We start from the raw sequence: 26,986 nt of genomic DNA on the forward strand, positions 1-26,986 counted from the left end.
ACCGGGGCAAGGCTATAAGATGGGCATCAGGCCAGGCCAGCGGTGCAGCCCGCGGCCTGGCGGCTCAGGGAAATCCGCCCCCTAACAATGACAGCCGGGGCCTTCGCTACGAAAGAACAATGGCGCGCATTCTGGTGATTGAAGACGAGTCCCATATCCGGGATAACCTGCTGCGCTTCGTCCGGCTCGAGGGCCACGAAGGCCTGGGAGCGGCGGACGGCGGCGCCGGCCTGCAGCTGGCCCGCGAGCAGCGGCCGGACCTGATTTTCTGCGACGTGATGATGCCGCAGATGAGCGGCATTGAGGTGCTGGCCGCGCTGCAGGCGGAACCCGCGCTCAGCCGGGTGCCTCTGGTGTTCCTGTCGGCCAGTGCCGAGTCGGAGCGGCTCGAGGAAGCCCTGCGCCTGGGCGCCAGCGCCTATGTGACCAAGCCCTTTAATTTCGCCCAGCTGCAGGCGGTGCTCAAGCAGTACCTGCCCAAATAGCCGGCTGTTCCCGCAAGGCTAAAGGCCCAGCGCCTTCCAGCCCTGGTGGCCCAGTTTTTCGAGCACCGCGATGTTCTGCTCGAAAATCGCTTCGGCCTCGGGAAAGGCCTCCACGGCCCGTTCCACGCTCTCCTCGCGCAGCAAATGCAGGATGGCGAAAGGCGCGCGGTTGGTGTAGTTGCCGATATCGTCGGGCTCGGTGCCCTCAAACTGGAAGCGCGGGTGAAAGCTGGCCAGCTGGATCACGCCCTCCAGGCCATGCTCGTCCACCACGCCCTCGGCAATCTCCAGGAAGTCGTTGAAGTCCAGGAAGTCCTCGAACAGCGTGGGATGGATCAGCAGCGTGGTGTCGACCTCTTCGGCCGGCGTGGCGGCCAGCAGGTCCAGCTCGCGGTCCAGTTCTTCCAGCAGGTCATCCGCATGCCGGGCATGGCTGACCACCAGGCGCACCTGGTTCTTGACGTAGACCGCCTTGGCAAACGGGCACAGGTTGAGCCCGATCACGGCTTTTTCGAGCCACAAGCGGGTTTTGTCCAGAACCTCCTGGTCTGTCATGGCCACGCTCCCCAAGCCTAGTGCAGAGCCTTGAAGCGCACGCGTTTGGGTTTCGCACCCTCTTCACCGAGGCGCTTCTTCTTGTCGGCTTCGTATTCCTGGTAGTTGCCGTTGAAGAAGGTCCACTGGCTGTCGCCTTCGGCGGCCAGGATGTGGGTCGCGATGCGGTCCAGGAACCAGCGGTCATGGCTGATCACCAGCACCGAGCCGGCGAATTCGAGCAAGGCGTCTTCGAGCGCGCGCAGGGTTTCCACGTCCAGGTCGTTCGAGGGTTCGTCCAGCATCAGCACGTTGCCGCCCGCGATCAGGGTTTTGGCCAGGTGCAGACGCCCGCGCTCGCCGCCCGACAGCATGCCGACGCGTTTTTGCTGGTCGGCGCCGTTGAAGTTGAAACGGCCGGCGTAGGCGCGGCTGGGCATGGTGAACTTGCCGACGGTCAGCATGTCCAGGCCGCCGGAAATGTCTTCCCAGACGGTTTTGTCATTGGCCAGGTCGTCGCGGTGCTGGTCGACGAAGGCCATGCGCGCGGTCTTGCCGATGGCGACTTCGCCGCTGTCGGGCTGCTCCTTGCCGGCGATCAGCTTGAACAGCGTGGACTTGCCCGCGCCGTTGGGGCCGATGATGCCGACGATGGCGCCCGCGGGCACCTGAAAGCTCAGGTTGTCGATCAGCAGGCGGTCGCCGAAGGACTTGCTGACGTTCTTGAACTCGATGACCTCGTTGCCCAGGCGCTCGGCCACGGGAATGAAGATTTCCTGGGTTTCGTTGCGCTGCTGGTATTCGTAGTCGGACAGTTCCTCGAAACGGGCCAGGCGCGACTTGCTCTTGGCCTGGCGCGCTTTCGGGTTCTGGCGCGACCATTCGAGTTCCTTCTTCAGGGCCTTGGCGCGGGCTTCCTCGCCCTTTTGCTCCTGCGCCAGGCGCTCGCCCTTCTGGTCCAGCCAGCTGCTGTAGTTGCCCTTCCAGGGAATGCCGTGGCCGCGGTCCAGTTCCAGGATCCACTCGGCGGCGTTGTCCAGGAAGTAGCGGTCGTGGGTGATGGCCACCACGGTGCCCGAAAAGCGCTGCAGGAACTGCTCCAGCCAGTCCACCGATTCGGCGTCCAGGTGGTTGGTCGGTTCGTCGAGCAGCAGCATGTCGGGCTTGGACAGCAGCAGGCTGCACAGGGCCACGCGGCGTTTTTCACCACCCGAGAGCACACCGATCTTGGCGTCCCAGGGCGGCAGGCGCAGCGCATCGGCGGCGATCTCGAGCTGGTGCTCCGAATCGGTGCCGGCGGTGGCGATGATGGCTTCCAGGCGGGCCTGCTCGGCCGCCAGTGCGTCGAAATCGGCATCGGGCTCGCCGTAGGCCGTGTACACGGCTTCGAGCTGCGCCTTGGCGGCAAACACCGCGCCCATGCCGGCTTCCACGCTCTCGCGCACCGTGTGCTCGGGGTCCAGCTTGGGCTCCTGCGGCAGGTAGCCGATGTTCAGGCCCGGCATGGGGGTGGCTTCACCCTCGATTTCCTTGTCCAGGCCGGCCATGATCTTGAGCAGCGTGGACTTGCCGGAACCGTTGGTGCCCAGCACGCCGATCTTGGCGCCCGGGAAGAAGCTGAGCGACACCTCCTTGAGGATATGGCGCTTGGGCGGCACGATTTTGCCGACCTTGTTCATGGTAAATACGTACTGAGCCATCGGGATTTACTTTGATAAAAATGAAAAAAACATTGCGGGAAACGGGCTGCCTGCGGCCTGTAAACGCTATTTTTACGGGCTGCCGGCAGTTTCCTGCGAGCTGGAACGACACGCCGCGCCGGGGCGCCAACGCCTTTTGAAGGGGCGTGTTTTTCTGCGTGAATGCCCCATTATCGTTGCTGTGCGACAATACAGGGGTTGCTGGCTCCAGTTGCCTTCAACATTTGGGCACATCCGGGTACCGCTTCAAGTGGCTATTTCGATGTTTTCGGCCCGACTTTCTGACCCCATCTGCCTTTGACTGGCGGGTTGCCTTCCAACAGGGCGCCCAACAGGCCGATCCAAAGCGCCCCACGGCGCCACATCATGACATTTGAAGAATTGAACCTGGCCCCGGCCATTCTGAAGGCCGTGCTCGAGCAGGGCTACGACACCCCCACCCCCATCCAGGCCCAGGCCATCCCCGCCGTGCTCAAGGGTGTGGACCTGCTGGGCGGCGCCCAGACCGGCACCGGCAAAACCGCGGCTTTCACGCTGCCCCTGCTGCAGCGCCTGTCCACCGAAGCGCGCCTGACCAACCGCCGCGGCGTCAACGCCGTGCGCGCCCTGATCATGACCCCCACCCGCGAACTCGCGGCCCAGGTCGAGGAAAGCGTGCGCACCTACGGCAAATACACCGACCTCACCTCCATGGTGATGTTCGGTGGCGTCGGCATGGGCGCCCAGATTGAAAAACTGCGCCGCGGCGTGGACATCCTGGTCGCCACCCCCGGCCGCCTGCTGGACCACGCGAGCCAGGGCACGCTGGACCTGAGCCAGGTGCAGATCCTGGTGCTGGACGAAGCCGACCGCATGCTCGACATGGGCTTCATCCACGACATCAAGAAGGTGCTGGCCCTGGTGCCCAAACAAAAGCAGTCGCTGCTGTTCAGCGCGACCTTCAGCGATGAAATCCGCGAACTGGCCAACGGCCTGCTCAAGAACCCCGAATCCATCCAGGTCACGCCGCGCAACACCACGGTGCAGCGCATCACGCAGACCATACACCCCGTGGGCCGCAGCAAGAAGAAAGCGCTGCTGACCCACATCATCAACGAACACAACTGGAGCCAGGTGCTGGTGTTCACGCGCACCAAGTTCGGCGCCAACAACGTGGCCGAGCACCTGACCAAGCACGGCATCCCCGCGATGGCGCTGCACGGCAACAAGAGCCAGACCGCCCGCACGCAGGCGCTGGCCGACTTCAAGAGTGGCACGATACGCGCGCTGGTGGCCACCGACATCGCCGCCCGCGGCATCGACATTGACGAGCTGCCGCACGTGGTCAACTACGAAATCCCCAACGTCAGCGAAGACTATGTGCACCGCATAGGCCGCACCGGCCGCGCGGGCAACAGCGGCGAAGCCGTCAGCCTGGTCTGCCTCGATGAGGAAGGCTTCATGCAGGACATCGAGCGCTTCACCAAGCAGAGCATCGAAAAAATCATCGTCCCCGGTTTTGAAGCCGAGCCCGGCGAACGCGCCGAGCCACTGGCCATGGGCCGCCAGACCATCTGGGGCGGCCTGGGCAAGCCGCCCAGCCGCGAAGTGATGCAGGCCGCCGCCAAGGCTGCCCGCACCGAGATGATGCAGCGCATCCGCGACAGCAAGGGCGCCCAGCCCGCGCGCGGCGGCAACGGCGGCGGCAACAACGGTGGCGGCCGCAGTCGCGGCCCCGCCGGCGGTGGCAACGGTGGTGGCGGCAATGGCAGCGGCCGCGGCCCGCGCACCCCCAACCCCGGCCAGCCACGCCAGGCTTCAGGTTATTCTCAGAACGGCCAGCCGCCGCGGCAGGCCCAGGCGCCACGCCAGCGCGATGAGCAGCAGCCGCGCGCCCCCCGCAACGAGTCCAGGGAGCCACGCAATGACTTCGACGACCGCCAACCCGCCAGCCACGCCTCCTCAGGCTTCCCCTCCTCCGGCCAGCCCACGGGCGGCAACCGGGGCAACTACCGTGGCAACCGCTCCGGCGGCGGCGCGGGTGGCTCTGGTGGCCGGGGCAACGGGCCTCGTCGGCCGGGCGGTCCTGGACCTTTTACTGGCCGATAAACGCTATTCGGCGGTCCACTGCGTGGGCCGCCGCGCACCGGCCCGGCATGACAGCCGGCTGGCCGTGCACCTGGTCGATTCTTTTTCCGGTTTCAAGGCGCCGCCGGTGGACGATGTCTTCATCGCGCTGGGAACCACCATCAAGACGGCAGGCAGCCGCGCGGCCTTCAGGGCGGTGGATTTCGACGCCGTGCTGGCCGTGGCCCGTGCCGGCCGCGATGCCGGCGCCACGCGCCTGGGCCTGGTCAGCGCCATGGGCGCCGACCCGCATTCCATACTCTTTTACACCCGCGTCAAGGGCGAGGCCGAGCAGGCGCTCTCGCAGCTGGGTTTTGCCACGCTGGTGGTGGTGCGGCCGTCTTTTCTGGCGGGCGACCGGGAGTCGCTGGGCCAGCCCTTGCGCGGCGGTGAAGAACTGGCGATCAATCTTTCAAAACGCCTCAGCCGCGTGATACCGCTGAACTACCAGTCCATTTCGGCGGACAGCGTTGCGCGCACGCTGGTTGAAGAAGTGGCGGTTCGCCAGGGACACCACGTGATTCTGTCCGGCGACATGCAGCGCCGCTAAGACGCTAAGAAAAAGACGCTCAGGCCGCCGCTTTAAGCTGCTTGGCCGGATTACTCAATTTAGGCAGCCGCCGCCGCGAGCCGAGCACCAGCTCGATATCCTCGTGCGCGCCGTCGATCAATACCAGAATCGCTTTTTCGGCCTTGGCCGGGTTGCGGGCGATCACCGCGTCCAGCACCGCCCGGTGCAGCGGCAAAGAGCGTTTGGGGCCGTCCTTGCGGATGGTGGAAATTTCAAAGCTGGTGCGCAGCAAGGCACTCAGCGCCTTGCTCATCTGGATCAGCATGCGGTTGTGCGCGGAGCGCAGCAGGCCCTGGTGAAAACGCAGGTCGTAGGTGACGTAGTCGCCGCCGCCTTCCACGGCGCGCTTCATGCCGGCATAGGCGTCCTCGATCTCGGCAATCTCTTGCGCGGTGGCGCGCTCGGCGGCCATGCGCACGGCGGCGGGCTCCACCAGGCGCCGCAGCTCCAGCAAGTCACGCAAAAATTCGGGTGTGATGCCGGCCTTGGCCTTCCAGGCGATGACGTCGGGGTCGAACCAGTTCCAGTGCTCCTCGGTCAGCACACGGGTACCGACCTTGGGGCCGGTGGTGACAAGGCCCTTGGCGATCAACGACTTGACCGCTTCGCGCACCACCGTGCGGCTCACGCCCAGTTCCTCGCAGAGCACCGGCTCCGGCGGCATGGACATGCCGGCGGCATAACGGCCCGCGACGATGGCTTCACCGATATGGTCTACCGTGTTGCCGTGGACGTTTTTCATGGTGGCCATGGCGTGCTTTCAGCCCCGCACAAACAGCGTGACCAGCGGGTCCGGCCCCACCTGGCGGCTCCAGTGGCCGTGCAGGGCCGGGTCGAAGGTGGCGCCGGCCGGCAGCACGTCGGCCGAGTAGAAATGCTGGCCCGGCTTGAAGATGCGCGAGACCCCGCCCTGCAGGCCGATTTCCATCTCGCCGCCCAGGATGAACACCCACTGCGGATTCGGCGTGCAATGGAACTGGCTGCGAAAGCCCAAAGGGCTGTGGCGCAACTGGTAGCCGCCCGAAGCGAACACTTCGGACAGCATGGCCTGCGGTGAACCTTCACCCAGCGGGACGGCCTCTTCGCGGAATCTGGCCCGGCCATCGGTATCGGTGTAAAGAATGACTTTGGAAAAAACGGTCACAAAGGACTCCGGTGAATGGCTGTGAAAAGCGGGCGCCTCATGAAGTTTCGCCGCCAAAGGCGATCTGCACCTTCATGGATTGGCGCTTGTCGCCGGCGAGTGTAAAGGCATGCGTGGCCTGCTCGAAGGCGACGATGTCGGTGATGACGGGCCGGCCGTCTATCAGGCGCTGGTTCAGGAAAGCCACCGCCACGGCGAATTCGGGGTGAAAGCGGAAGGTGCCGCGCAGCTCCAGCTCCTTGGCGACCAGGGTGTTGAGCGGCAGCGAGACATGGCCGCCCAGGCCCACCGTCACGATGACGCCGCGCGGCGCCACCACATCCAGGCCGGCGACCAGGGCTTTTTCATTGCCCGAGGCCTCGAACATCACGTCGAACTGCCCCTTGCCGGCGGCAAAGGCCGCCAGGCCGTCCGGCTCCTGGGCCAGGTTGATGGTCTGGTCGGCGCCCATTTTTTTGGCGCAGGCCAGGGGAAGCTCGGCGATATCGGCCGCCACGATGCGGGCCGCGCCAGCGCGGCGCAGGCCGGCGATCAGCAAGGCGCCTATGGGGCCGCAGCCGGTGACCAGCACCTGTTTGCCGAACACCGAGCCGGCCCGCGAAATCGCGTGCAGGCCCACCGACAAAGGCTCGGCCAACGCGGCCTCGGACAGCGGCAGGTCGTCGGCCACGGGATGCGCCTGGGCGGCCTCGATAACCAGGGTTTCGCGGAAAGCGCCCTGGATGTGCGGAAAGCGCATCGCGCTGCCGTAAAACCGCATGTCCATGCAGTGGTTGTGCAGGCCCTGCTGGCAGAAGCGGCAGGCGCCGCAAGGCCGCGAGGGCGAAATCGCGATGCGCTGGCCGGCGCGCAGGCCGCTGACCTCGCTGCCCACGGCCTCGACCACGCCCGACACCTCATGGCCCAGCACCATGGGCTCCTTGATACGCACCGTGCCGAAGCCGCCGTGCTGAAAATAATGCAGGTCGGAGCCGCAAATGCCGCCGTAGGCCACCCGCACACGCAGCTGCTGCGGGCCCAGGGTTTCGGTATCCAGCGCGTCAAGGCGCAGGTCTAAGGGCGCATGACAGACAAGTCCACGCATGATGTTTCTCCCTGGTTGCGCGGGACGGCGGCGTCACAAAGTCGCCGTCACCCCGCCGTCGACATATAAAACATGGCCATTGACAAAGCTGGAGGCATCGCTGGCCAGAAACACGGCCGCGCCGGCCAGCTCGGCCACCTCGCCCCAGCGCCTGCTGGGCGTGCGCCCCGTGAGCCAGGCGCTGAACTGTTCGTCGGCCACCAGTTTTTCCGTGAGTTCGGTCTTGAAGTAGCCGGGCCCGAGGCCGTTGACCTGGATGCCGTAGGGCCCCCAGTCGATCGCCATGCCCTTGGTCAGCATCTTGACCGCGCCCTTGCTGGCCATATAGGGCGCGATGTTGGGACGCCCCAACTCGCTCTGCACCGAGCAGATGTTGATGATCTTGCCCTTGCCGCGCGTGATCATTTTCCGGGCGACCGCCTGCCCGACAAAAAAGACGCTGTCGACATTGGTACGCATCAGCTCATGCCAGTCCTGCGCGGGGAAATCCTGCAGGGCCATGCGCCTTTGCATGCCGGCGTTGTTGACGAGGATGTCTATGCCGCCCAGCGTGCCTTCGATGTCCTCCACCGCCGCCTGCACCGAAGCGGCATCGGTGACATCAAAACCGCGTGTGTGGACCGCCAGGCCCTCCTCGCGCAGCACGCCGGCTGCGCGCTCCAGCTTGGCGCCATCGCGGCCGTTGAGCACCAGGGTGGCTCCCGCCTGCCCCAGGCCGCGCGCCAACGCGAAACCAATGCCGCCCGAAGAGCCGGTCACCAGCGCAAGGCGCCCGTCAAGCCTGAAAGAGTTCACAACCATGGATGGACTCAATCCAGGCGAACGCCGCTGGCATCGTCAAACACATGGGTCTTGCCGGCCGCGATGTCCAGGTGCACGATGTCGTCCGGGCGCACCGCCGTGCGGCCATGCATCACCACGATGACCTTGGCGCCACCCACCTCGAGCAGCAACTCGGTCTCGGCGCCGGTGGGCTCGACCACAATGACCTTGGCCGGAATGCCCTGCCCCGTGGCGGACAGCGACAGATCGCCGGGCCGCACGCCGTAGTGCACGGGCTGGCCGTCCTGCGCCTGGGCAATCTGGCCTATGGGCCACTGGTGGCCCTCGGCTTCGACCCAGGCACGGCCGCCCTCCTTGCGCAAAACGCCCTTGAGGACGTTCATGGCGGGCGAGCCTATGAATTGCGCGACAAACAGGTTGCCGGGCCGGTCAAACAGCTCCAGCGGCGTGCCTATCTGCTCGATGATGCCGTCGTGCATGACCACGATGCGGTCGGCCATGGTCATGGCCTCGATCTGGTCGTGCGTGACGTAGACCGTGGTGGTTTTCAGGCGCTGGTGCAGGGCCTTGATTTCGGCGCGCATGGCCACGCGCAGCTTGGCGTCCAGGTTGGACAGCGGCTCGTCGAACAGGAAGACCTTGGGGTCGCGCACGATGGCCCGCCCCATGGCCACGCGCTGGCGCTGCCCGCCCGAGAGCTCACGCGGGAAGCGGTCCAGTAGAGGGTCCAGGTTCAGGATGCGGGCGGCGTCGCCCACGCGCTTGTTGGTGAGTTCGGCATCGGCCTTGCGCAGCTTCAGGCTGAAAGCCATGTTGTCGCGCACCGTCATGTGCGGATAAAGCGCATAGCTCTGGAACACCATCGCGATGTCGCGGTCCTTGGAGTCGAGTTCGTTGATGACCTTGCCGTCGATCGACATCTCGCCACCGCTGATTTCCTCCAGCCCGGCCAGCATGCGCAGCAGCGTGGACTTGCCGCAACCCGAGGGCCCCACCAGCACGACAAATTCGCCGTCGGAGATGTCAAAGCTGATGCCGTGAATGATCTTGACCTTGCCGAAGGCCTTTTCAATATTGCGAAACGATACAGAAGCCATGTGGTATTTCCCGGGTCAACTTTTCACGGCACCGGCTGTGAGGCCCGACACCATATAGCGTTTGAAAGCGTAATAAATTGCCGCCGGAGGCAGCGCGTAAATCAGGCCGGTGGCCATCAGCAGTTCCCACGGCGAGTCGTCGGCGGCGAGGAAATTGCCCAGTGCCACCGCCAGCGTCACGCTGGTGTCCCTGGACAGCAGCAGGAAGGCGTAGAGGTATTCGTTCCAGGCCAGCAGCAGCGCATAGGTGCCGACCGCCACCAGCGAGGGCACCATCAGCGGCAGGTAGACCAGCCGGAACAGCTGCATGGCCGTGGCGCCGTCCATGCGGGCTGCCTCATCAAGCTCGTAAGGCAGCTTGTCGGAGGCCTGCTTGAGCACCCAGATGCAATAGGGCGAAGCGATGGTCACCATGGCCAGGATCAGCGACCACTGGTGGTTCAGCATGCCGTAGTTGCCCATGGTCTTGTACATGGGAACGGCCAGGAACGCGGCGGGGATGAAGTAGGTGAACAGCGCCATGTTCATCACCGTGCGGCCGCCGCGCACCTTGAGCCGGCTGATGGCAAAGGCCGCGGTGGTGGAAACCACCAGTGTCAGCACCCCCACCGACAGCGCGATCACCAGCGAGTTGCCCAGTTGCACCCAGAAGTGGTCGAGGTAAAAATGCTTTTGCCAGAACACCGTCTCGAAATTGTCCAGTGTGGGTTTTTTGGGCCAGAGCCGCCCCGTCGTGGCTTCGTTGCGCGGCGAGATCGCGAACAGCACCATGTGGTAGATCGGGATCAGCGTCCACAGCAGGACCGGGATGCCGACCAGCAGCAGCCTGGCCTCCCGGGTGACTGAACGCAGTGTGACGCGGCTCATTTGGACAACCTTTTCATCATGAAATACACCAGCGGCAGCACCAGGGGCAGGGCCACGACGATGGAGGCCAGGGACAGGTCGACCTGGTCCAGGCGCAGGTAGCGGATGCCCAGCGTGGCCAGCACGTGCGTGAGGTCGGCCGGCCCGCCGCCTGTCAGCAGGTAGACGCTGTTGAAGTCGCCCAGCGTCCAGATCATGGACAGGATGGTCGAGGTCAGGTACAGCGAGCGCATGGACGGCCAGGTAATGAAGCGGAATTTCTGCCAGACCGTGGCGCCGTCCACCGAGGCCGCTTCATACTGCTCGGCCGGTATGGCCATGCGTCCTGCCAGCAGGATCAGCGTCCAGAAGGGCAAAGACTTCCAGATGTGCGCCAGCATAGAGAAAGACAGCGCCAGCGTCGGGTCATTGAGCCAGTTGGGGCCGTCTATGCCCGTGGCCTTGAAAATCAGGGTGTTGATGACGCCCCACTCGGGGTTGAGCATGAAGCGCATCGACAGAATGGTCGGGATCGAGGGCACGGCCCAGGGCAGGATAAAAATCACCGACAGCGCCTTGATCCACCAGCGTGTGTTCAGGAAAAATCCCGACAGGAACAGCGCCACCACCATCTTGAGGTTCACCGCCACGACGATGAACACCACCGTGTTGATCAGCGAGCGGAAAAAGATCGGGTCGGCAAACAGCCTGACATAGCTGTCCGGATGGCGTGCCAGCCACAGGCCGTAGCCCACGGGGTAGATCACGAAAACCAGGAAGATCAGCAGGTAGGGAACGACCAGCGCGAGTCCCCACTTCTCCCACGAAGTCATGGCGGCGCGCTCGGCGCGCACCGAAGGGGCGGCCTGTTGGATGGTTGCAGTGCTCATGCTTTGCTTTGTTGACGCGCGCCGCCACCCCGGAAATCGGGGCGGGCGGCGCGGCTTTCTTCAGTCGGTCAGCGCTCAGTTCGCCACGGTCTTGATGCGGGCGATCATTTCGTCAACGGCCTTGTCCACCGGCATCTTTTCATTGATCACGCGGTTGGCCGCCTTGGCCCAGACGTTCTCGTTGTTCAGGATGGTGAACTTGTAGTTCTTGGTGAACTCGAAGTTGACGGTTCCGGCGGTGAACTGGTTGTAGACCGACAGCCTGTGCGCGTCGGCTTTCCAGAACGGACGCTGCTGCGCGGTCTTGGTCACCGGGAACCAGCGGCCCAGCGAGCCTTCCACATAAGGCGTGAGGTTCTCTTCCTGCATCAGGAAGGACACGAACTCCTTGGCGCGGGCCTTGTTCTTGGCCTGGTTGAACACCACACCCACCTTGACAGCGGCGCGGTACACCATCTTGCTGCCGTCGGGCTTGTTCGGGAAGCCCGCCGTGCGAATGCGCTCGGTGTAGTTCTTTTTCGCGGTCTCGCGGTCCTCCGGCTTGAGCGACGCGTTGTTCATGTCGTCCAGCCATTTCGCGGCGATGGAGATCGTCGCGTTATGGGTCAGGATGGTGGTCTTGTTGTGGAAGGCGACGTTGTTGTCCGGGTCCTTCCAGCTGGTGGACGAAGGCGGCGTGCAGCCCTTGGCGTAGGGCTGGGTGTAGTCCGTCAGTGCGCTGATCAGGCCCGCACGCACCTGCGGATCGTCGACCAGCAGCTTGCCGCTATCGCTCACCAGCTTGACGTTGTAGGCGTCCATAAAGGTCAGGAAGGAATAGAAGGAGTCGCTGGAATCCACGCCCAGCGGCTGGCCTATGCCGAAAGTACGGTTGCCGGTTTTCTGGCGGTGCGCGGGCTGCACCTTGTCGCACCAGAAGGACCAGTAGTCCTTCCAGGCCGTGGGAATGTCGGATTCCTTGAAGCCGGCCTCATTGAGCATGTCCACCCAGTACTCGATGTGCATGGTCTGCTGCTTCGTCGGGAAGGCGTAATAGGCCCGGGTCTTGGTGGCGTCGTTGTAGAGGAAGGCGGTCTCCACCGTGTTGGGCGCAAAACGCGCGCGCATGGGGTTGATCACGCTGCTGATGTCTTCAAGCTTGCCGTCGAAGGCCCACTTGCCGGCGACCTGGAAGTCATAGACGTCGGCATAGGCCACGTCGGGCGGGCTGCCGGAGTCGAGCGCCGCGACGGTTTTCGGGATCATGTCCTGCACCGGGTACTGCGAAAGCTCGACCTTCACGCCCTTGTGTTTTTCCTCGTACTTCTTGATCGCGGCGAAGAGCGCATCGTCTTCGGCTTTGTAAAAGCCCTTGACCCACCAGACGGTGAGCTTTTCCTGGGCGGAGGCCTGCCCCGCCGATATGAGGCCGGCCGCGACCATCGCGGCGGCCAGGATTGTCTTGAGTCTCATTTGTCTTGTCTCCTCTGCGGGTGGGTTGTTGAACTGCAAAAACTCGTCGCCATGCGCTCTTGGACGCATTGTTATCATATGATGATTAACCCCCTGGTCTTTTATGGAAAACCCGGAGCATTCCTGCCCCGGAACCAAGCCCAGGATGGATTCAATGCCATTCCGGCACCGGGGTAAAGAGGGCTTGCCCGGCAAAATGCGCGCGCAGGTTGTCGACAGCCAGTTTGGCCATGGCGTGGCGCGTCTGCACCGTGCCGCTGGCCATGTGCGGCGTCAGCACCACGTTCTCCATGGACCAGAGCGCCTCGCTGGGGTGCGGCTCTTTTTCGAACACATCGAGCGCCGCGCCGGCGATCACGCCCCGCTGCAGCGCATCAACCAAAGCCGCCTCGTCGACCACCGAACCGCGCGCCACATTGATCAGGTAGCCCTCAGGCCCCAGGGCCTTGAGCACTTCGGCATTGATCAGGTGGTGCGTGCCGGCGCCGCCCGGCGTGATCACGATGAGGAAATCCACCTGCGCGGCCAGCGCCTGTGCCGTGGGGTAAAAGGTGTAAGCGAGTTCCGCCTTGGCGCTGCGGCCGGTGTACGCAATCGACATGCCGAAGGCCTCGGCCCGGCTCGCGATGGCCTGGCCTATGCGGCCCAGGCCGACGATGCCCAGGCGCGCGCCCGAGACCTTGCGCGCCAGCGGCATGGGCCCTTCCTTGGCCCAGCGCCCGGCACGCACATAACGGTCCGCCAGCGGGATGCGCCGCGCCACCGACAGCATCAGGCCAATGGCCAGGTCCGCCACCTCGTCGTTGAGCACGCCGGGCGTGTGGGTAACCGGAACGCGCCGCTGCAGCGCGGCGGCGACGTCCACGCCGTCATAACCCACCCCCATGATGGAAACGATTTCCAGCGCGGGCAACTGGTCCATCAACGAGCGCGGAACCTTGGACTCCCCACCCCCGGCGATGCCGCGCACCAGCGGCGCGACCTTGGCAAAGGCCGCGGGATCGCTCTCATGCAGCCTGTCATGGACCTCATAAGCCGCCTGCAGCGGCTCCATCAGGAAGGGCGGGAGCTTGGCGACGGTGAGGATGTGCGGGCGGCTGGACGGGACGGACACGGGGCGGGCTCCTGCGGTCATGGTTTTCACTAAGATAGTCAGGTCAATGGTATGACGATAATATGTTTGACGAATTAAGGACTTTCCCGCATGAGCACACCACCCAAGAAAAAACCCGCCCACGAACTCCGCAGCCAGCAGTGGTTCGGCCGCCAGGACCGCGACGGCTTTGCCTACCGCAGCTGGGTCAAGGGCAAGGGCGTTCCGCACGACCAGTTCGACGGCCGGCCGGTCATCGGCATCTGCAACACCTTCAGCGAACTGACGCCCTGCAACTCGCATTTCCGCACGATTGCCGAGCAGGTCAAGATAGGCGTCTACGAGGCCGGCGGCTTCCCGCTCGAGTTCCCGGTGATGTCGCTGGGTGAAACCCTGCTGCGCCCCACCGCCATGCTGTACCGCAACCTGGCCAGCATGGACGTGGAAGAAAGCATACGCGGCAACCCGATCGACGGCGTGGTGCTGCTGATGGGCTGCGACAAGACCACCCCCGCCCTCGTCATGGGCGCCTCCAGCGTGGACCTGCCCACGGTGGGCGTCAGCGGCGGCCCCATGCTGAGCGGCAAATGGCGCGGCCAGGAGCTGGGCTCGGGCACCGGCGTCTGGAGCATGAGCGAGCAGGTGCGCGCCGGCACCCTGAAACTCCAGGAATTTTTCGAAGCCGAGAGCTGCATGCACCGCAGCCACGGCCACTGCATGACCATGGGCACGGCCTCGACCATGGCCAGCATGGTCGAAGCGCTGGGCATAGGCCTGCCGGGCAACGCCGCCTACCCCGCGGTCGACGGCAGGCGCAATGTGCTGGCCCGCATGGCCGGCCGCCGCGCCGTCGAGATGGTGCATGAAGACCTCACGCTGTCGAAAATCCTCACGCGCCAGGCGTTTGAAAACGCCATCAAGACATTGGCGGCGATTGGCGGCTCGACCAACGCGGTCATCCACCTGATCGCGATCGCCAGGCGCATAGGCGTGGAGCTCACGGTGGACGACTTCGACCGTCTCGCCAGCGAGCTGCCCTGCCTGGTCAACCTGCAGCCCTCGGGAAAATACCTGATGGAAGACTTCTGCTACGCCGGCGGCCTGCCGGTGGTCATGAAGGAAATCGCGCAGCACCTGCATACCGGCGCCATCACCGCCAACGGCAAGACCATTGGTGAAAACATCGCCGACGCGGAAAACTTCAACACCGAGGTGATCAAGCCGCTGTCCGCGCCCTTCAAGGACAAGGCCGGCATCGCCGTGCTGCGCGGCAACCTGTCGCCGCGCGGCGCCGTCATCAAGCCCAGCGCGGCTACGCCCGCGCTCATGGTGCACAAGGGCCGGGCCGTGGTGTTTGAAACCATTGAAGACTTCCACGCGCGCATTGACGACGAGAATCTGGACATCGATGAAAACTGCGTGATGGTGCTCAAGAACTGCGGGCCCAAGGGCTATCCCGGCATGGCCGAGGTCGGCAACATGCCGCTGCCGCCCAAGGTGCTGCGCAAGGGCATTACCGACATGGTGCGCATCAGCGATGCGCGCATGAGCGGCACGGCCTACGGCACCGTGGTGCTGCACACCGCGCCCGAAGCCGCCGCCGGCGGCCCGCTAGCCCTGGTGCAGAACGGCGACATCATCGAGCTCGACGTGCCGAATCGCCGCCTGCACCTGCATGTGAGCGACGAGGAGCTGGCAAAACGCATGGCCGGCTGGACGCCGCCCCAGCCACCGCTGAATTCGGGCTACTGGAAGCTCTACATCGACCATGTGCTGCAGGCCGATGAAGGCGTGGACCTGGATTTCCTGGTCGGCAAGCGCGGCGCTTTTGTGCCGCGCGATAACCACTGAGCCGGGTACAAGGCGGGTACCGGGCCGCGCGCAGGCGGCGGGTACCATAGTGGTTTGAGGCGCGGCCTGCTTTTCCCGGTTTTTCTTCCCTGAAAAGCCCCGCGCCGGGATGCCCGAAGACGGCGCAAGAAGCCAGGAAACCCAATGCAAGCCAGAAAATTCGATGTCGTCGCGCTCGGCGAAGCCATGGTGGAGTTCAACCAGACCAGCGCCGGCCAGCCCAACTACCTGCAGGGCTTTGGCGGCGACACCAGCAATGCCGTGATCGCCGCCGCGCGCGCCGGCGCCAGCACCGCCTACCTGACCCGCCTGGGCGGCGACACTTTCGGCCAGTCGCTGATGGCCTTGTGGGCCGCCGAAAACGTCTCCACGCAAGCCGTCCAGCAGGACAGCGAGGCCAGCACCGGCCTTTACTTCGTCACCCACGGCCCCAAGGGGCATGAGTTCAGCTACCTGCGCGCGGGCTCCGCCGCCAGCCGCATGACACCGGCCTGGCTGCGGGAGGCCGGCGCGGCCGAGGCGGTGCGCCAGGCCAGGGTGCTGCATGTCTCGGGCATCTCGCTGGCGATTTCCGCAAGCGCCTGCGACACGGCCTTCGCCGCGATGAAGATCGCCAAAGAGGCCGGCACGCTTGTCTCGTTTGACTCCAACCTGCGGCTCAAGCTCTGGCCGCTGGACCGCGCGCTGGCATGCACCCGCCACGCCGTGTCGCTGTGCGACATCTTCCTGCCCAGCCTGGAAGACATCACCACCCTCAACGGCATGACGGACCCCGACCAGGTGGTGGACTGGGGCCACGGCCTGGGCGCCAAAACCGTGGTGCTCAAGCTGGGCGGCGAGGGCGCGCTGGTCAGCGACGGCACGCGGCGCGAACGCGTGCCCGTGCACCGCGTCAAGCTGGTGGATGCCACCGGCGCGGGCGACTGCTTTTGCGGCAACCTGCTGGCACGCATCGCCCAGGGCGACACGGTGTTCGACGCCACACGCTACGCCAATGCGGCGGCCGCCCTCACGGTGCAGGGCTATGGCGCCGTGGCGCCGCTGCCGCGCCCCGAACAGGTCAGGGCCCTGCTGTGAGCCGCCTGCTGGCCGTCGACTGGGGCAGCTCGTCGCTGCGCGGCGCGCTGCTGGGCGCGGATGGCGCGGCGCTGGAAGAACGCGCCTTCCCGCGCGGCATCCTGACAGTGGAGGCCGGCAGTTTTCCCGAGGTTTTTCAAGGCTGCTTCGGCGACTGGATGACGCCCGGCACGCTGTGCCTGATCTCCGGCATGGCCGGCAGCAAGCAGGGCTGGCGCGAAGCGCCCTACTGCGCCTGCCCCGCGGGCTTTGACGCGATTGCCGCCGCGCTTGAGTGGGTGGAGCCGGGCCGCATCGCCATCGTGCCCGGCCTGAGCATTGACAAGGCCGGCGTGCCCGACGTGATGCGCGGCGAGGAAACGCAGGTCTTCGGCGCCCTGCAGTTGCTGGGCCTCAACCATGCCCGGCTGGTGCTGCCCGGCACGCACAGCAAATGGGTGAGCGTGACGGACCGCAAGGTGAAGGATTTTTCGACCTGGATGACCGGCGAGCTGTATGCCCTGCTGCGCCGCCATTCCATACTCGCGCGCATGCTGCCGGAGGACGAACCCGCGCTGGACAGCGCCGCCTTTGACCGGGGCGTGGCCCATGCGCTGGCCGGCCCCGGCCTGCTGAACACGGCTTTCAGCACGCGCACGCTGTCGCTGTTCAACCGCATGGATACCGCAGCCCTGCCCAGCTACCTCTCGGGCCTGGTCATAGGCGAAGAACTCAAGTCGCAAACGCTGCCGCGCGGCGAGCCCGTGGTGGTCATGGGCGCCGAAGCGCTCACGGCCCGCTACGAACAGGCGCTGGCCCAGCTCGGTGTGCCCGTCCAGCGCGTGGGCGCGGGCGCCACCTGGCGCGGCCTGCGCGCGATTGCCGACACGCTGGGCTGACCCCGCGAACCCATTGATAGAACACCATGAACACCGCACACCTCAAATTTTCCCAAGCCCTGGCCACCCTCCCCCTGGTCGCCATCTTGCGCGGGCTCACGCCGGCAGAGGCCCTGCCCGTGGGCCAGGCGCTGGTCTCCACGGGCTGGACGCTGATCGAGATCCCGCTCAACTCGCCGCAGCCGCTGGAGAGCATCGCCGCCATGGCGAGCGCCTACCCCGAGGCCTTGATAGGCGCGGGCACGGTGCTGACGCCCGAAGACGTGCGCAATGTGCAGGCCGCGGGCGGCCAGCTCATCGTCTCGCCCAACTTCAACCCGGCCGTGGTGCGCGAAGCCGCGCGCCTGGGCATGGTCTGCCTGCCCGGCGTGATCACCCCCAGCGAGGCCTTTGGCGCGCTTGAAGCGGGTGCCACCGGCCTCAAGCTGTTCCCGGCCGAGATGATCACGCCGGCCGTGGTGAAGGCCTTGCGCGCCGTGCTGCCGGCGACGGTCCCTGTCATGCCGGTGGGCGGCGTCACGCCGGCCAATATGGGCGCCTACCTCGCGGCAGGCGCCAGCGGCTTCGGCATAGGCTCGGCACTGTACAAACCCGGCATGACGGCCGCCCAGGTGGCCGACAGCGCAAAAAACTTCATCGCAGCCTACACGGGTAGCATGCGGGCATGAACATCCCCACGTCCGCGCCTGCATCCACCATCTCCTTTGGCCTGGCCGGCCGCGTCTGCATCGTCACCGGCGGTGCCCAAGGCATAGGCGAGGCCTGCGCGCGTCGCTTTGCGCGTGAGGCCGCCCATGTGGTGATTGCCGACATAGACGACGCGCGCGGCGCGGCGCTGGCCAAGGAGCTGGGCGGCCTCTATGTGCATTGCGACGTGGGCGACAAGGCCCAGGTCGATGCGCTGGTCGCGCAAACCGTGGCCGCACACGGCCGCATCGACGTGCTCGTCAACAACGCCGGCATCTTCAGGGCGGCCGAATTCCTCGAGGTGACGGAAGCCGACTTCGACGCCGTGCTGCGCATCAACCTCAAGGGCTCTTTCCTGGTGGGCCAGGCCGTGGCGCGCGTGATGGCGGCCGCCGGCAAGGGCAGCATCGTCAACATGAGTTCGGTCAACGGCGTGCTCGCGATTCCCACGATCGCCAGCTACAACGTCAGCAAGGGCGGCATCAACCAGCTCACGCGCGTGATGGCACTGTCACTGGCTGGCCAGGGCGTGCGCGTCAATGCCGTCGCGCCCGGCACCATCGCCACCGAGCTGGCCGCCAGGGCCGTGCTGACCAGCGACGAGGCCAAAGCCAAGATCATGAGCCGCACACCCATGAAGCGCCTGGGCGAACCCTCAGAGATCGCCGACACCGTGGCCTACCTGGCCAGCGATGCGTCCAGCTACATCACCGGCGAGATCGTGGTGGTAGACGGTGGACGCATGACTTTGAACTACACCGTGCCCGTGTAGCCCGGCATGCACGCGCAGGCGTGCCGGTTTTACGCCTTCGGTTGATATGGATCAGGTCCTCCACCACGGCAGGCCTTGAAGATCCCTCTCGCCGCCCATGGCAAATACCCCTCACATCCATGAGGCTTGACCTTCCCACGGGGGGAAGGTCTACGCTTGTCCGTGGGCCTGGTCCAGGTCTGCAGAATGGAAAAGGAAACCCGCCATGAATCACACACACCACGCCGCGCCGGGAGGCGTACACGGCACAGGCCACATGCCGCCCGCGGCACCAGCCGGGCTGAAGGATCCCGTCTGCGGCATGAACGTCAGCACGGCGTCCGCGCACCACCTTGAGCACGAGGGAAGGCCTTACTACTTCTGCAGCGCCGGCTGCCTGGCCAAATTCTCAGCCGACCCGGCGGCCTACGCCGGTGCGCCCAAGGCGGCACCCACGCCCGCTGCGGCGCGCGAGCCTGATATGGGCCAGGGTGGCGAAACCCTTTACACCTGCCCCATGCACCCGGAAATCCGGCAGGACCATCCAGGTAACTGCCCGATCTGCGGTATGACACTGGAGCCCGTCATGCCCAGTCTGGATGACGATGAGAATCCGGAGCTCAAATCCTTCACCCGCCGTTTCTGGTGGACCTTGCCGCTCAGCGTGGTGGTCACGGTACTGGCCATGTTCGGCCACCAGCTCGGCTGGTTCAACATGGCCGTGCAGAGCTGGATAGAGCTGGTGCTGAGCCTGCCGGTCGTGCTGTGGGCAGGCTGGCCCTTCTTTGTGCGCGGCGCGCAATCGGTGGCCCACCGCAGCCCCAATATGTGGACCCTGATCAGCCTGGGCACGGGCGCCGCTTTTGCCTACAGCGTGGTTGCCGCTCTCGCGCCCGGGGTGTTCCCGGATTCGTTTGTTTCCATGGGCCGTGTGGCGGTCTACTTTGAAGCCGCGGACGTGATCATCTCGCTGACGCTGCTCGGCCAGATGCTGGAGCTGAAGGCGCGTTCGCAGACCTCCGCTGCGATCAAATCGCTTTTAGGCCTGGCGCCCAAAACCGCGCGGCGCATCAAGGCCGACGGCAGCGAGGAAGACGTGCCGCTGACCCATGTGCACGTGGGCGACAGCCTGCGCGTGCGCCCCGGTGAGAAGGTGCCGGTCGACGGCGTCGTCACCGAAGGCGGCAGCGCGGTCGATGAATCCATGCTGACCGGCGAGCCTCTGCCCGTGAGCAAACGCCCCGGCGACAAGCTGATAGGCGCCACGCTCAACACCAGCGGCGCCCTGGTGATGCGCTCCGAGCGCGTCGGCGCGCAAACCATGCTGTCGCAAATCGTGCAGATGGTGGCGCAGGCCCAACGCTCCAAGGCGCCCCTGCAGCGCATGGCCGACCAGGTGGCCGGCTGGTTTGTGCTGGCCGTGGTGGCCGTGGCCGTGCTGACTTTTCTGGGCTGGGGATTTTTCGGCCCACAGCCGAGCTGGGTCTACGGCCTGATCAACGCGGTGGCGGTGCTCATCATCGCCTGCCCCTGCGCTCTGGGCCTGGCCACGCCGATGTCCATCATGGTCGCCACCGGCAAGGCGGCCGGCCAGGGCATTCTTTTTCGCGACGCGGCGGCAATTGAACACCTGCGCACCGTCGACGTGCTGATCGTCGACAAGACCGGCACGCTGACGGCCGGCAAGCCGGCGTTCGACCGCGCGGTTCCCGCCGCCGGGTTCAGCGCCGACGAAGTGTTGCGGCTGGCCGCCAGCCTGGACCAGGGCAGCGAACACCCGCTGGCCGACGCCGTTGTGGCGGCGGCGCGCGAACGCGGTCTGCCCCTGGACCCGGCCGAGAACTTCGAGTCGGCCAGCGGCATAGGCGTCAGCGGGCGTGTGGCCGGCCGGCTGCTCGCGCTCGGCAATACCGCGTTGATGGCACAGGCCGGTGTGGCGGTGGATGCGCTGCTGCCCCAAGCGGAAGCCTTGCGTGCCGAGGGCGCCAGCGTGATGCACCTCGCGGTCGACGGCCGGCTTGCCGGCCTGCTCGCCGTGGCCGACCCGGTCAAAGCCAGTACGCCCGAAGCCCTGGCGGCGCTCAAAGCCGCCGGCCTGCGCGTGATCATGGCTACCGGCGACGGCCTGACCACCGCCAAGGCCATCGCCGGCCGGCTGGGCATTGACGAGGTGCATGGCGGCGTGCAGCCGGCCGACAAGCTGGCGCTGGTCAAGCGCCTGCAAGATGAAGGCCATACCGTCGCCATGGCCGGCGACGGCATCAACGACGCCCCGGCTCTGGCGCAGGCCAATGTGGGCATCGCCATGGGCACGGGCACCGACGTGGCCATGAACAGCGCCCAGATCACGCTGGTCAAGGGTGATTTGCGCGGCATCGCGCAGGCCCGGAGAATCTCGGAAGCGACGATCGCCAATATGAAGCAGAACCTCGGCTTTGCCTTTGTCTACAACGCGCTCGGTGTACCGCTGGCCGCGGGCCTGCTCTTTCCCCTCACCGGCTGGCTGCTGTCGCCCATGATCGCGGCTCTGGCGATGAGCCTGAGTTCGGTGTCGGTGATCAGCAATGCGTTGAGGCTGCGTGGAAAACGTTTGTAAACGCCGCCTAATCAGGGCTGTCTCCGTCCGGTTTGATGGCTATGCTGCGATGACAAGGCGCCCGCCCGGCGCCAGCCAGACTGGAGACACCATGGCCACGATCTACAAGGAATTCATCGTCGACGCCGGCATAGACAGTGTCTGGGATGCGCTGCGCGACTTCAACGCGGTGCACCGGCGCCTGGCGCCGGGCTTTGTGGTCGATTGCCAGCCCGGCGAAGGCAGCCGCACCGTGACCTTTGCCAATGGCATGGTCGCGCGTGAAGTACTGGTAGGCCTCCATGAGGCGGCGCATCGCCTCAGCTACACGGTGGTCGGCGGCAAGGCCAGCCACCACCATGCATCGGCGCAACTGTTTGCCGAGGGTGAAAACCGGACCCGTTTCGTCTGGATCACCGACGTGCTGCCGGATGCGCTGGGGAGCTACATCGACATGATGATGACCCAGGGCGGGGCGGTGATGCAGCGCACGCTCGGCACGCCGGCCACCTGAAGCCGGGCGAGCTCAGGCCGGCCGCTTGGCCAGCAAAGCCCAGACGCCGGCCGCGGACAGCAGCGAACCACCCGCGAAATTAAACCGCCGCTGCGCGCGCGGCGAAGCCAGCAGCGTGCGCGCCGAGGCGGCAAACACCGCATACAGCGTGGCATTGAGGCCGGCCATCACCACGAAGGTGGTGGCCAGTATCCAGAGCTGGCGCGCCACGTCGGCGCCCGGGTTGATGAACTGGGGCAAAAAGGCCACAAAAAACACAATGCCCTTGGGATTGAGCGCTGTGACCAGGTAGGTGTTGCCGAACAGCTTCCACAAGGAGCCCGGCGCCTCGGGTGCTGTCGCCTGCATGGGCGAGATGCCGGCACGCAACAGCTTGATGCCCAGGTACAGCAGGTAGAGGCCGCCCGCCAATTTGACCACGGTGAACCAGAAAGCCGAGGCCGCGAGCAAGGCGCCCAGGCCGAACAGCGAGACCACCAGTGCCGTGGAATCACCGAGCGCCACGGCGGCGACCAGTGGAATATTGGCCCGCCTGCCGTGCGCCATGGAGTAGCTGATGACGGTGAGAATGGTGGGGCCCGGGATGATGAGCAGGACGGCGGTTGCAGCGACGAATGCGAGCCAGAGCTGGAGGGACATGATGGGTGTTTCCGAAGTGGCGGGTCAATGAAGGGATTGGGTTTCATGATAGCGCCGCCCGCCCGCATCTGCCTAAAATCGCCCATGCCTTTAGCCACCCCACCCAAGCCCCCCGCGGTTGCCGCATCGCCCGCCGCGGGCCTTTTCACCGACGATAGCCGCACCACGCGTTGCGCCTGGTGCCAGGCAACGCCCCTCTACCGCAACTACCACGACAGCGAATGGGGTTTCCCGGTGGACGACGAACGCCGGCTGTTTGAAAAAATCTGCCTCGAGGGCTTCCAGGCCGGCCTGAGCTGGCTGACAATTTTGAACAAGCGCGAAGCCTTTCGCAGCGCATTCGCCAACTTCGACGCCGAGCAGGTGGCGCGCTTCGGCGCGCGCGATATCAAGCGCCTGCTCAACGACGCGGGCATAGTCCGCCATGCGGGCAAGATCGCCTCGACCATCAACAATGCGCAGCGTGTGATCGAGCTGCGAAAAGAGTTCGGTTCACTGGGCGCTTTTGTCTGGCGGCTGGAGCCCGAGGCCAAGAGCCGGCCCGCGCGCATCACGCATGAGGCCGTCAAGGCCATGCCGACCTCGCCGGCCTCCACCGCACTGTCCAAGGACCTCAAAAAACGCGGCTGGACTTTTGTGGGGCCGACCACCATGTATGCCTTTATGCAGGCCATGGGACTGGTCAACGATCACCTTGAGGGTTGCGCCAGCCGCAAGGCCGCGCTGGCGGCGCGCAAGGTTTTTACCCCGCCGCGCGTGTTGTAACTTAGAGCCGCTCACAAATCCAGCGAAGCGGTCCTGGCTAGGCGCGTCGCCGCAGACAGTGCACCAGCACGGCAAGGCGACGCAACAACGCCAGGAGGATTTTTGAGTGGCTCTACAGCCAGCGTGCGCGCTTGAAGCGCCAGTAGAGCAACGAGCAGGCCACCACAATCATGCTGATGGCCATGGGGTAGCCGTAGCGCCACTTGAGCTCGGGCATGGCTTCAAAGTTCATGCCCCAGATGCCGGCAAAGGCGGTGCAGACCGCAAAAATACTGGCCCAGGCCGCGAGCTTCTTGGTCACTTCGCTTTCCTCGATGGTGACCATCGCCAGATTGACCTGGATGGCGGTGCCTATCGTGTCGCGCATGTTTTCGATCAGCGCATTGATGCGCGACAAATGGTCGACCACATCGCGGAAATAATCCTGCACGCCGCTGCAGATCTGCGGCACCCGGCCGCCGTGGAGCTTGCTGGCGCCTTCGAGCAACGGCGCGACCGCATGCTTGAGGATCATCACGCTGCCTTTGAGTTCGTAGAGCCGCTCGATGTTCTTGCGCGCGGCGCCGGGCGTGAAGATTTCCTTCTCGATCAGCTCCAGCTCGGTCTCGAGGTCGTCGAGGATGGGAAAGTAGCGGTCAACCACCGCATCCATCAGGGCATACAGCACAAAACCCGAACCGTGGCGCAGCAGCTCGGGCTCGCGCTCGCAGCGTTCGCGCACGCCCAGGAAACCCTTGTTGCTGCGGTTGCGCACGGAGAGCACATAATTTTTTCCGGTGAACACGTCGACCTCGCCGACGTGAAGCTCGCCCGGCTTGTCGGTGGAGCGCTCCACCAGGTGCAGCACCGAAAACAGCGAGGCGCCGTACTCCTCTATCTTGGGTCTCTGGTGGCCGTGCCGGGCGTCCTCGACCGCCAGTTCATGCAGGCTGAACTCGTGCTGCATTTCCTCGAGCTCTTCCGGCGTCGCGTCCTGCAGCGCCACCCAGACAAAGGCATCGGGCCGGCAGATGTAGTCGCTGATCTCGCTGACCGGGATGTCGGCGAGCTTGGTGCCGTTCTGGTAGACCACACAATTGATAAGCATCTGATGTTTCCCGCAAGTTGGCTGCCTGCGTGGATTCTGGCACAGCGGCTCTGAAGCGCAACTGCGCCCTCGCCGCGGTATCCCCTTGCCCCGTCAGGCAGGCCGGCGCGGAACCACCAGGTTGTAGACGGATTGCTGCAGCACCTCGCCGTGCTGGTTGATCGTCTGGCTGCGCACCACGACCCGGCCACGGTCCGGCCGTGAGGCAGAGGGCGTCACGCTCACCACTTCGGTCTCGACATGCAGCACATTGCCGGGACGCGTAGGCTTGGGCCAGCTGATTTCGCCGCCCGCGCCAATGATGCCGCCGGCCAGCGGCAAACCACCGCCGACCAGAAGGCGCATCGTGACGGCCGCCGTGTGCCAGCCGCTGGCCGCCAGGCCGCCAAACAGCGTGGCCCTGGCGGCTTCATCACTGAGGTGAAACGGCTGGGGATCAAACTGCGCGGCGAACGAGGTGATCTGCGCCTCATCGAGAGCATGCTCGCCACTGACGAAACGGTCACCAGCCTTCAGGTCGTCGAGATAACGGAGTTCCGGAACGCCTGCTTCAGAAATATTGCCCATGCATTTCTCTCGTTTTGGGGAGGTACTCAGACCGCGGCCTTGGCCGCTATCTGCCGCGGCAGCAAGGCCTCGCGTATCGGCAGGTTCACCAGCGCGGCGCCCGCGGCCAGCACGATGTCCATGTACCAGACCCAATCGTAGCTGCCCGTGGCCTGGAACACATAACCTCCCAGGTAAGCCCCCAGGAAGCCGCCCACCTGGTGCGACAGCATGACCACGCCGAACAGCATGGCCATATTGGCCGTGCCGAACATCTTGGCGACCAGGCCCACCGTGGGCGGCACCGTCGAGAGAAAGGTCACGCCCATGACGGCGGCGAAGACCAGCATCACGGCCGGCGTCTTGGGCGCGAGCAGGAAGATGAGCACTGCCAGGCCACGCGTTGCGTACAGCAGGGCCAGCAAGGACTTCATGCGCCACTTCCCCACGGCCCAGCCCATGGCCAGGCTGCCGACGATGTTGAAGAGACCGATCATCGCCAGCGACCAGCCGCCGATTTCAGGCGGCAACCCGCAGGCTGCGACCACCCCTGGCAAATGCGTGGCAAGAAACGCCACATGAAAGCCGCACACCAGGAAACCCGCAGCCAGGTAACGATAACTGGGCGTGGCGATGGCCTGGCTGATGGCCTGGCGTGCGCTCAGCGCTTTTGTGCCCGACGCTGCCGCAGCTTGCGCCGCCAGTGCATTTGAGTTGCCCTTGAGTACCAGCACCGCCGGCACCGCCAGCAGCACCAACGCGCCCAGCCATTGCATGGCACTCGCCCAGCCGACAGCGGCGGTAAGGCCAATGGCAATCGGCGCCATCGCGAACTGGCCGAAAGAGCCTCCCGCATTGACGATACCGGTCGCCAGGCCGCGCTTTTCCGGCGGCACCAGGCGCGTGCTGGCGGCCATCAGCACCGAGGGCCCGGCCATGCCCGCACCGCCCGCGGCGAGCACGCCGATGGCAAAGATCAAGCCCGCTGTACTGGTCATGAGTGGCGTGATGATGGTGCCAATCGCCACCAGTACCACACCCAGAAAGATCACACGGCCCGTGCCGATGCGGTCGGCCACCGCGCCGGCAAAGGGCTGCGTCAACCCCCACCAGAGCTGGCCGAAGGCGAAGGCCAGGCTGATGCTGCCTATGCCCAGCGCGGTCGAGGTGTTGAGGGCCGAGAGGAACAAGCCCATGGTCTGGCGCACGCCCATGGTGAGGGCGAAGGTGCCGCCGGCGGCCAGCAGCACCAGCCACATCGCGATGCGGCGCGCGGCAGGTGGCAGAGCCGGTGTCGCGGCGGGATTGGAAGGCTCGGGATTACTCATCATCAGCTCCAGATTCGATGGGGGACAAAAGCTCTAAAGATTCATTGATCAGGTTGTGCAGGGCCAGCACGCGCCCGGTGCCCAGCAGCGCATTGAGCTGCTCCTGCGCGGCCCTCCAGTGCGTGCGGGCCTCCTCGCGCTTGGCGCGGCCCGCGTCGGTCAACACCACGGTGCGGCTGCGTGCATCGGTGCCTGCGGTGAGCTCAATCCAGCCCGCGTCGATCAAGGGCTTGAGATTGCGTGTAAGGGTCGATGCGCTGACCTTCATGCCGCGCGCCAGCTCACCGGGCCGCATGGGACCGAGTTTGAGCACATAGGTCAGCAGGGAATACTGTGTGGTCTTCAACCCCACCTTGGCCATTTCGAGGTCGTAGTGATGCGCCACGCGACGCATCAGCTGGCGCAGTTTTAAATTGGTGCAGCCCTGCACCTTGAGCTCGGCCTGGGTTGACAGGCGGGTTTTCTCGTTCATAATTTGATTGTAGCTACAACTATTGCATATG

27 protein-coding genes are annotated in these 26,986 nt (G+C 65.3%); 11 read left to right on the plus strand and 16 right to left on the minus strand.

What is annotated here, in order from left to right:
* Positions 1–119: 119 nt before the first annotated feature.
* Positions 120–485: a response regulator gene (locus ACEN9P_RS03175; protein WP_495621061.1), complete on the plus strand. Its 366-nt coding sequence runs from the start codon at positions 120–122 to the stop codon at positions 483–485.
* An 18-nt stretch (positions 486–503) separates the two neighbouring features.
* Here ACEN9P_RS03175 and ACEN9P_RS03180 read toward each other — a convergent pair whose 3' ends face one another.
* Positions 504–1,040 (minus strand): DUF1415 domain-containing protein, encoded by a 537-nt coding sequence (locus ACEN9P_RS03180; RefSeq protein ID WP_495621062.1) that lies wholly within the window; start codon positions 1,038–1,040, stop codon positions 504–506.
* A gap of 17 nt (positions 1,041–1,057) precedes the next feature.
* Entirely contained in the window at positions 1,058–2,719 is a 1,662-nt protein-coding gene (gene ettA / locus ACEN9P_RS03185; RefSeq protein ID WP_413326071.1) for an energy-dependent translational throttle protein EttA, read from the minus strand.
* A gap of 366 nt (positions 2,720–3,085) precedes the next feature.
* On the opposite strand from ettA, the gene ACEN9P_RS03190 reads away from it, so the two are divergent.
* Positions 3,086–4,807, plus strand: a complete 1,722-nt coding sequence (locus ACEN9P_RS03190; RefSeq protein WP_477661830.1) for a DEAD/DEAH box helicase — start codon at positions 3,086–3,088, stop codon at positions 4,805–4,807.
* 22 nt (positions 4,808–4,829) lie between these two features.
* Positions 4,830–5,375: a Rossmann-fold NAD(P)-binding domain-containing protein gene (locus tag ACEN9P_RS03195; protein ID WP_495621063.1), complete on the plus strand. Its 546-nt coding sequence runs from the start codon at positions 4,830–4,832 to the stop codon at positions 5,373–5,375.
* 19 nt (positions 5,376–5,394) lie between these two features.
* Here the strand turns inward: ACEN9P_RS03195 and ACEN9P_RS03200 are convergent, their stop codons facing one another.
* The 9 genes from ACEN9P_RS03200 to ACEN9P_RS03240 all read right to left on the minus strand — a co-directional run bounded on the left by ACEN9P_RS03200 (position 5,395) and on the right by ACEN9P_RS03240 (position 13,806).
* The gene (locus tag ACEN9P_RS03200) at positions 5,395–6,147 is read right to left on the minus strand and encodes a FadR/GntR family transcriptional regulator (protein WP_477661832.1); all 753 of its coding nucleotides are present in this window, start codon (positions 6,145–6,147) and stop codon (positions 5,395–5,397) included.
* A gap of 9 nt (positions 6,148–6,156) precedes the next feature.
* A complete protein-coding gene (locus tag ACEN9P_RS03205) occupies positions 6,157–6,540 on the minus strand; it encodes a cupin domain-containing protein (RefSeq protein ID WP_413326065.1) in 384 nt (127 codons plus the stop codon).
* A 37-nt stretch (positions 6,541–6,577) separates the two neighbouring features.
* Positions 6,578–7,624 carry an L-idonate 5-dehydrogenase gene (locus ACEN9P_RS03210; protein ID WP_477661833.1) on the minus strand — a complete coding sequence of 349 codons (1,047 nt, stop codon included), beginning with the start codon at positions 7,622–7,624 and terminating at the stop codon, positions 6,578–6,580.
* 33 nt (positions 7,625–7,657) lie between these two features.
* Entirely contained in the window at positions 7,658–8,425 is a 768-nt protein-coding gene (locus ACEN9P_RS03215) for an SDR family oxidoreductase (RefSeq protein WP_495621064.1), read from the minus strand.
* A gap of 8 nt (positions 8,426–8,433) precedes the next feature.
* Positions 8,434–9,504: an ABC transporter ATP-binding protein gene (locus ACEN9P_RS03220; RefSeq protein ID WP_477661835.1), complete on the minus strand. Its 1,071-nt coding sequence runs from the start codon at positions 9,502–9,504 to the stop codon at positions 8,434–8,436.
* 15 nt (positions 9,505–9,519) lie between these two features.
* On the minus strand, positions 9,520–10,371 hold the full coding sequence (locus ACEN9P_RS03225; RefSeq protein ID WP_074577461.1) for a carbohydrate ABC transporter permease: 852 nt from the start codon (positions 10,369–10,371) through the stop codon (positions 9,520–9,522).
* Positions 10,368–11,240 (minus strand): carbohydrate ABC transporter permease, encoded by an 873-nt coding sequence (locus ACEN9P_RS03230; protein ID WP_074577463.1) that lies wholly within the window; start codon positions 11,238–11,240, stop codon positions 10,368–10,370. The genes ACEN9P_RS03225 and ACEN9P_RS03230 overlap by 4 nt, the downstream gene beginning before the upstream one ends.
* Before the next feature lie 75 nt (positions 11,241–11,315).
* On the minus strand, positions 11,316–12,692 hold the full coding sequence (locus ACEN9P_RS03235; protein WP_495621065.1) for an ABC transporter substrate-binding protein: 1,377 nt from the start codon (positions 12,690–12,692) through the stop codon (positions 11,316–11,318).
* 151 nt (positions 12,693–12,843) lie between these two features.
* A complete protein-coding gene (locus tag ACEN9P_RS03240; RefSeq protein ID WP_477661838.1) occupies positions 12,844–13,806 on the minus strand; it encodes a 2-hydroxyacid dehydrogenase in 963 nt (320 codons plus the stop codon).
* Between the two features lie 90 nt (positions 13,807–13,896).
* On the opposite strand from ACEN9P_RS03240, the gene ACEN9P_RS03245 reads away from it, so the two are divergent.
* The 7 genes from ACEN9P_RS03245 (at position 13,897) to ACEN9P_RS03275 (ending at position 22,118) form a co-directional block, all read left to right on the plus strand.
* Entirely contained in the window at positions 13,897–15,636 is a 1,740-nt protein-coding gene (locus tag ACEN9P_RS03245; RefSeq protein WP_477661839.1) for an IlvD/Edd family dehydratase, read from the plus strand.
* Positions 15,637–15,780: 144 nt separating this feature from the next.
* Entirely contained in the window at positions 15,781–16,713 is a 933-nt protein-coding gene (locus ACEN9P_RS03250; protein ID WP_477661840.1) for a sugar kinase, read from the plus strand.
* Positions 16,710–17,591, plus strand: a complete 882-nt coding sequence (locus ACEN9P_RS03255; protein ID WP_495621066.1) for a 2-dehydro-3-deoxygalactonokinase — start codon at positions 16,710–16,712, stop codon at positions 17,589–17,591. The genes ACEN9P_RS03250 and ACEN9P_RS03255 overlap by 4 nt, the downstream gene beginning before the upstream one ends.
* 26 nt (positions 17,592–17,617) lie before the next feature.
* On the plus strand, positions 17,618–18,259 hold the full coding sequence (locus ACEN9P_RS03260) for a 2-dehydro-3-deoxy-6-phosphogalactonate aldolase (protein WP_477661842.1): 642 nt from the start codon (positions 17,618–17,620) through the stop codon (positions 18,257–18,259).
* Positions 18,256–19,050 carry an SDR family NAD(P)-dependent oxidoreductase gene (locus ACEN9P_RS03265; protein ID WP_477661843.1) on the plus strand — a complete coding sequence of 265 codons (795 nt, stop codon included), beginning with the start codon at positions 18,256–18,258 and terminating at the stop codon, positions 19,048–19,050. The genes ACEN9P_RS03260 and ACEN9P_RS03265 overlap by 4 nt, the downstream gene beginning before the upstream one ends.
* A 256-nt stretch (positions 19,051–19,306) precedes the next feature.
* Positions 19,307–21,625 carry a heavy metal translocating P-type ATPase gene (locus tag ACEN9P_RS03270; RefSeq protein WP_477661924.1) on the plus strand — a complete coding sequence of 773 codons (2,319 nt, stop codon included), beginning with the start codon at positions 19,307–19,309 and terminating at the stop codon, positions 21,623–21,625.
* 91 nt (positions 21,626–21,716) lie between these two features.
* Positions 21,717–22,118: an SRPBCC family protein gene (locus ACEN9P_RS03275; RefSeq protein WP_495621067.1), complete on the plus strand. Its 402-nt coding sequence runs from the start codon at positions 21,717–21,719 to the stop codon at positions 22,116–22,118.
* Between the two features lie 12 nt (positions 22,119–22,130).
* On the opposite strand, the gene ACEN9P_RS03280 is transcribed toward ACEN9P_RS03275, so the two are convergent.
* Positions 22,131–22,757, minus strand: a complete 627-nt coding sequence (locus tag ACEN9P_RS03280) for a LysE family translocator (RefSeq protein WP_495621068.1) — start codon at positions 22,755–22,757, stop codon at positions 22,131–22,133.
* 84 nt (positions 22,758–22,841) lie between these two features.
* Here ACEN9P_RS03280 and ACEN9P_RS03285 point away from each other — a divergent pair, with 84 nt between their 5' ends.
* Positions 22,842–23,522, plus strand: a complete 681-nt coding sequence (locus ACEN9P_RS03285) for a DNA-3-methyladenine glycosylase I (RefSeq protein ID WP_495621069.1) — start codon at positions 22,842–22,844, stop codon at positions 23,520–23,522.
* 112 nt (positions 23,523–23,634) lie between these two features.
* Here the strand turns inward: ACEN9P_RS03285 and ACEN9P_RS03290 are convergent, their stop codons facing one another.
* The 4 genes from ACEN9P_RS03290 to ACEN9P_RS03305 all read right to left on the minus strand — a co-directional run bounded on the left by ACEN9P_RS03290 (position 23,635) and on the right by ACEN9P_RS03305 (position 26,955).
* Positions 23,635–24,609: a magnesium and cobalt transport protein CorA gene (locus ACEN9P_RS03290; RefSeq protein WP_495621070.1), complete on the minus strand. Its 975-nt coding sequence runs from the start codon at positions 24,607–24,609 to the stop codon at positions 23,635–23,637.
* Positions 24,610–24,702: 93 nt separating this feature from the next.
* A complete protein-coding gene (locus tag ACEN9P_RS03295) occupies positions 24,703–25,176 on the minus strand; it encodes a MaoC family dehydratase (protein ID WP_495621071.1) in 474 nt (157 codons plus the stop codon).
* Between the two features lie 26 nt (positions 25,177–25,202).
* Positions 25,203–26,483, minus strand: coding sequence for an MFS transporter (locus ACEN9P_RS03300; protein WP_495622130.1), 1,281 nt, complete (start codon positions 26,481–26,483; stop codon positions 25,203–25,205).
* Positions 26,476–26,955: a MarR family winged helix-turn-helix transcriptional regulator gene (locus ACEN9P_RS03305; RefSeq protein WP_495621072.1), complete on the minus strand. Its 480-nt coding sequence runs from the start codon at positions 26,953–26,955 to the stop codon at positions 26,476–26,478. Before ACEN9P_RS03305 ends, ACEN9P_RS03300 begins: the two co-directional genes overlap by 8 nt.
* Positions 26,956–26,986 lie beyond the last annotated feature (31 nt).

It is taken from the genome of Polaromonas sp. Polasp52 (genome assembly GCF_059491565.1).

Bases quoted from the DNA above. Each gene is read 5' to 3' on its own strand.
- ACEN9P_RS03175 (WP_495621061.1), top strand. From the start codon at position 120: ATGGCGCGCATTCTGGTGATTGAAGACGAGTCCCATATCCGGGATAAC.
- ACEN9P_RS03180 (WP_495621062.1), bottom strand. From the start codon at position 1,040: ATGACAGACCAGGAGGTTCTGGACAAAACCCGCTTGTGGCTCGAAAAA.
- ettA (WP_413326071.1), bottom strand. From the start codon at position 2,719: ATGGCTCAGTACGTATTTACCATGAACAAGGTCGGCAAAATCGTGCCG.
- ACEN9P_RS03190 (WP_477661830.1), top strand. From the start codon at position 3,086: ATGACATTTGAAGAATTGAACCTGGCCCCGGCCATTCTGAAGGCCGTG.
- ACEN9P_RS03200 (WP_477661832.1), bottom strand. From the start codon at position 6,147: ATGGCCACCATGAAAAACGTCCACGGCAACACGGTAGACCATATCGGT.
- ACEN9P_RS03210 (WP_477661833.1), bottom strand. From the start codon at position 7,624: ATGCGTGGACTTGTCTGTCATGCGCCCTTAGACCTGCGCCTTGACGCG.
- ACEN9P_RS03215 (WP_495621064.1), bottom strand. From the start codon at position 8,425: ATGGTTGTGAACTCTTTCAGGCTTGACGGGCGCCTTGCGCTGGTGACC.
- ACEN9P_RS03220 (WP_477661835.1), bottom strand. From the start codon at position 9,504: ATGGCTTCTGTATCGTTTCGCAATATTGAAAAGGCCTTCGGCAAGGTC.
- ACEN9P_RS03225 (WP_074577461.1), bottom strand. From the start codon at position 10,371: ATGAGCCGCGTCACACTGCGTTCAGTCACCCGGGAGGCCAGGCTGCTG.
- ACEN9P_RS03230 (WP_074577463.1), bottom strand. From the start codon at position 11,240: ATGAGCACTGCAACCATCCAACAGGCCGCCCCTTCGGTGCGCGCCGAG.
- ACEN9P_RS03235 (WP_495621065.1), bottom strand. From the start codon at position 12,692: ATGAGACTCAAGACAATCCTGGCCGCCGCGATGGTCGCGGCCGGCCTC.
- ACEN9P_RS03245 (WP_477661839.1), top strand. From the start codon at position 13,897: ATGAGCACACCACCCAAGAAAAAACCCGCCCACGAACTCCGCAGCCAG.
- ACEN9P_RS03250 (WP_477661840.1), top strand. From the start codon at position 15,781: ATGCAAGCCAGAAAATTCGATGTCGTCGCGCTCGGCGAAGCCATGGTG.
- ACEN9P_RS03260 (WP_477661842.1), top strand. From the start codon at position 17,618: ATGAACACCGCACACCTCAAATTTTCCCAAGCCCTGGCCACCCTCCCC.
- ACEN9P_RS03265 (WP_477661843.1), top strand. From the start codon at position 18,256: ATGAACATCCCCACGTCCGCGCCTGCATCCACCATCTCCTTTGGCCTG.
- ACEN9P_RS03270 (WP_477661924.1), top strand. From the start codon at position 19,307: ATGCCGCCCGCGGCACCAGCCGGGCTGAAGGATCCCGTCTGCGGCATG.
- ACEN9P_RS03275 (WP_495621067.1), top strand. From the start codon at position 21,717: ATGGCCACGATCTACAAGGAATTCATCGTCGACGCCGGCATAGACAGT.
- ACEN9P_RS03280 (WP_495621068.1), bottom strand. From the start codon at position 22,757: ATGTCCCTCCAGCTCTGGCTCGCATTCGTCGCTGCAACCGCCGTCCTG.
- ACEN9P_RS03285 (WP_495621069.1), top strand. From the start codon at position 22,842: ATGCCTTTAGCCACCCCACCCAAGCCCCCCGCGGTTGCCGCATCGCCC.
- ACEN9P_RS03290 (WP_495621070.1), bottom strand. From the start codon at position 24,609: ATGCTTATCAATTGTGTGGTCTACCAGAACGGCACCAAGCTCGCCGAC.
- ACEN9P_RS03295 (WP_495621071.1), bottom strand. From the start codon at position 25,176: ATGGGCAATATTTCTGAAGCAGGCGTTCCGGAACTCCGTTATCTCGAC.
- ACEN9P_RS03300 (WP_495622130.1), bottom strand. From the start codon at position 26,483: ATGAGTAATCCCGAGCCTTCCAATCCCGCCGCGACACCGGCTCTGCCA.
- ACEN9P_RS03305 (WP_495621072.1), bottom strand. From the start codon at position 26,955: ATGAACGAGAAAACCCGCCTGTCAACCCAGGCCGAGCTCAAGGTGCAG.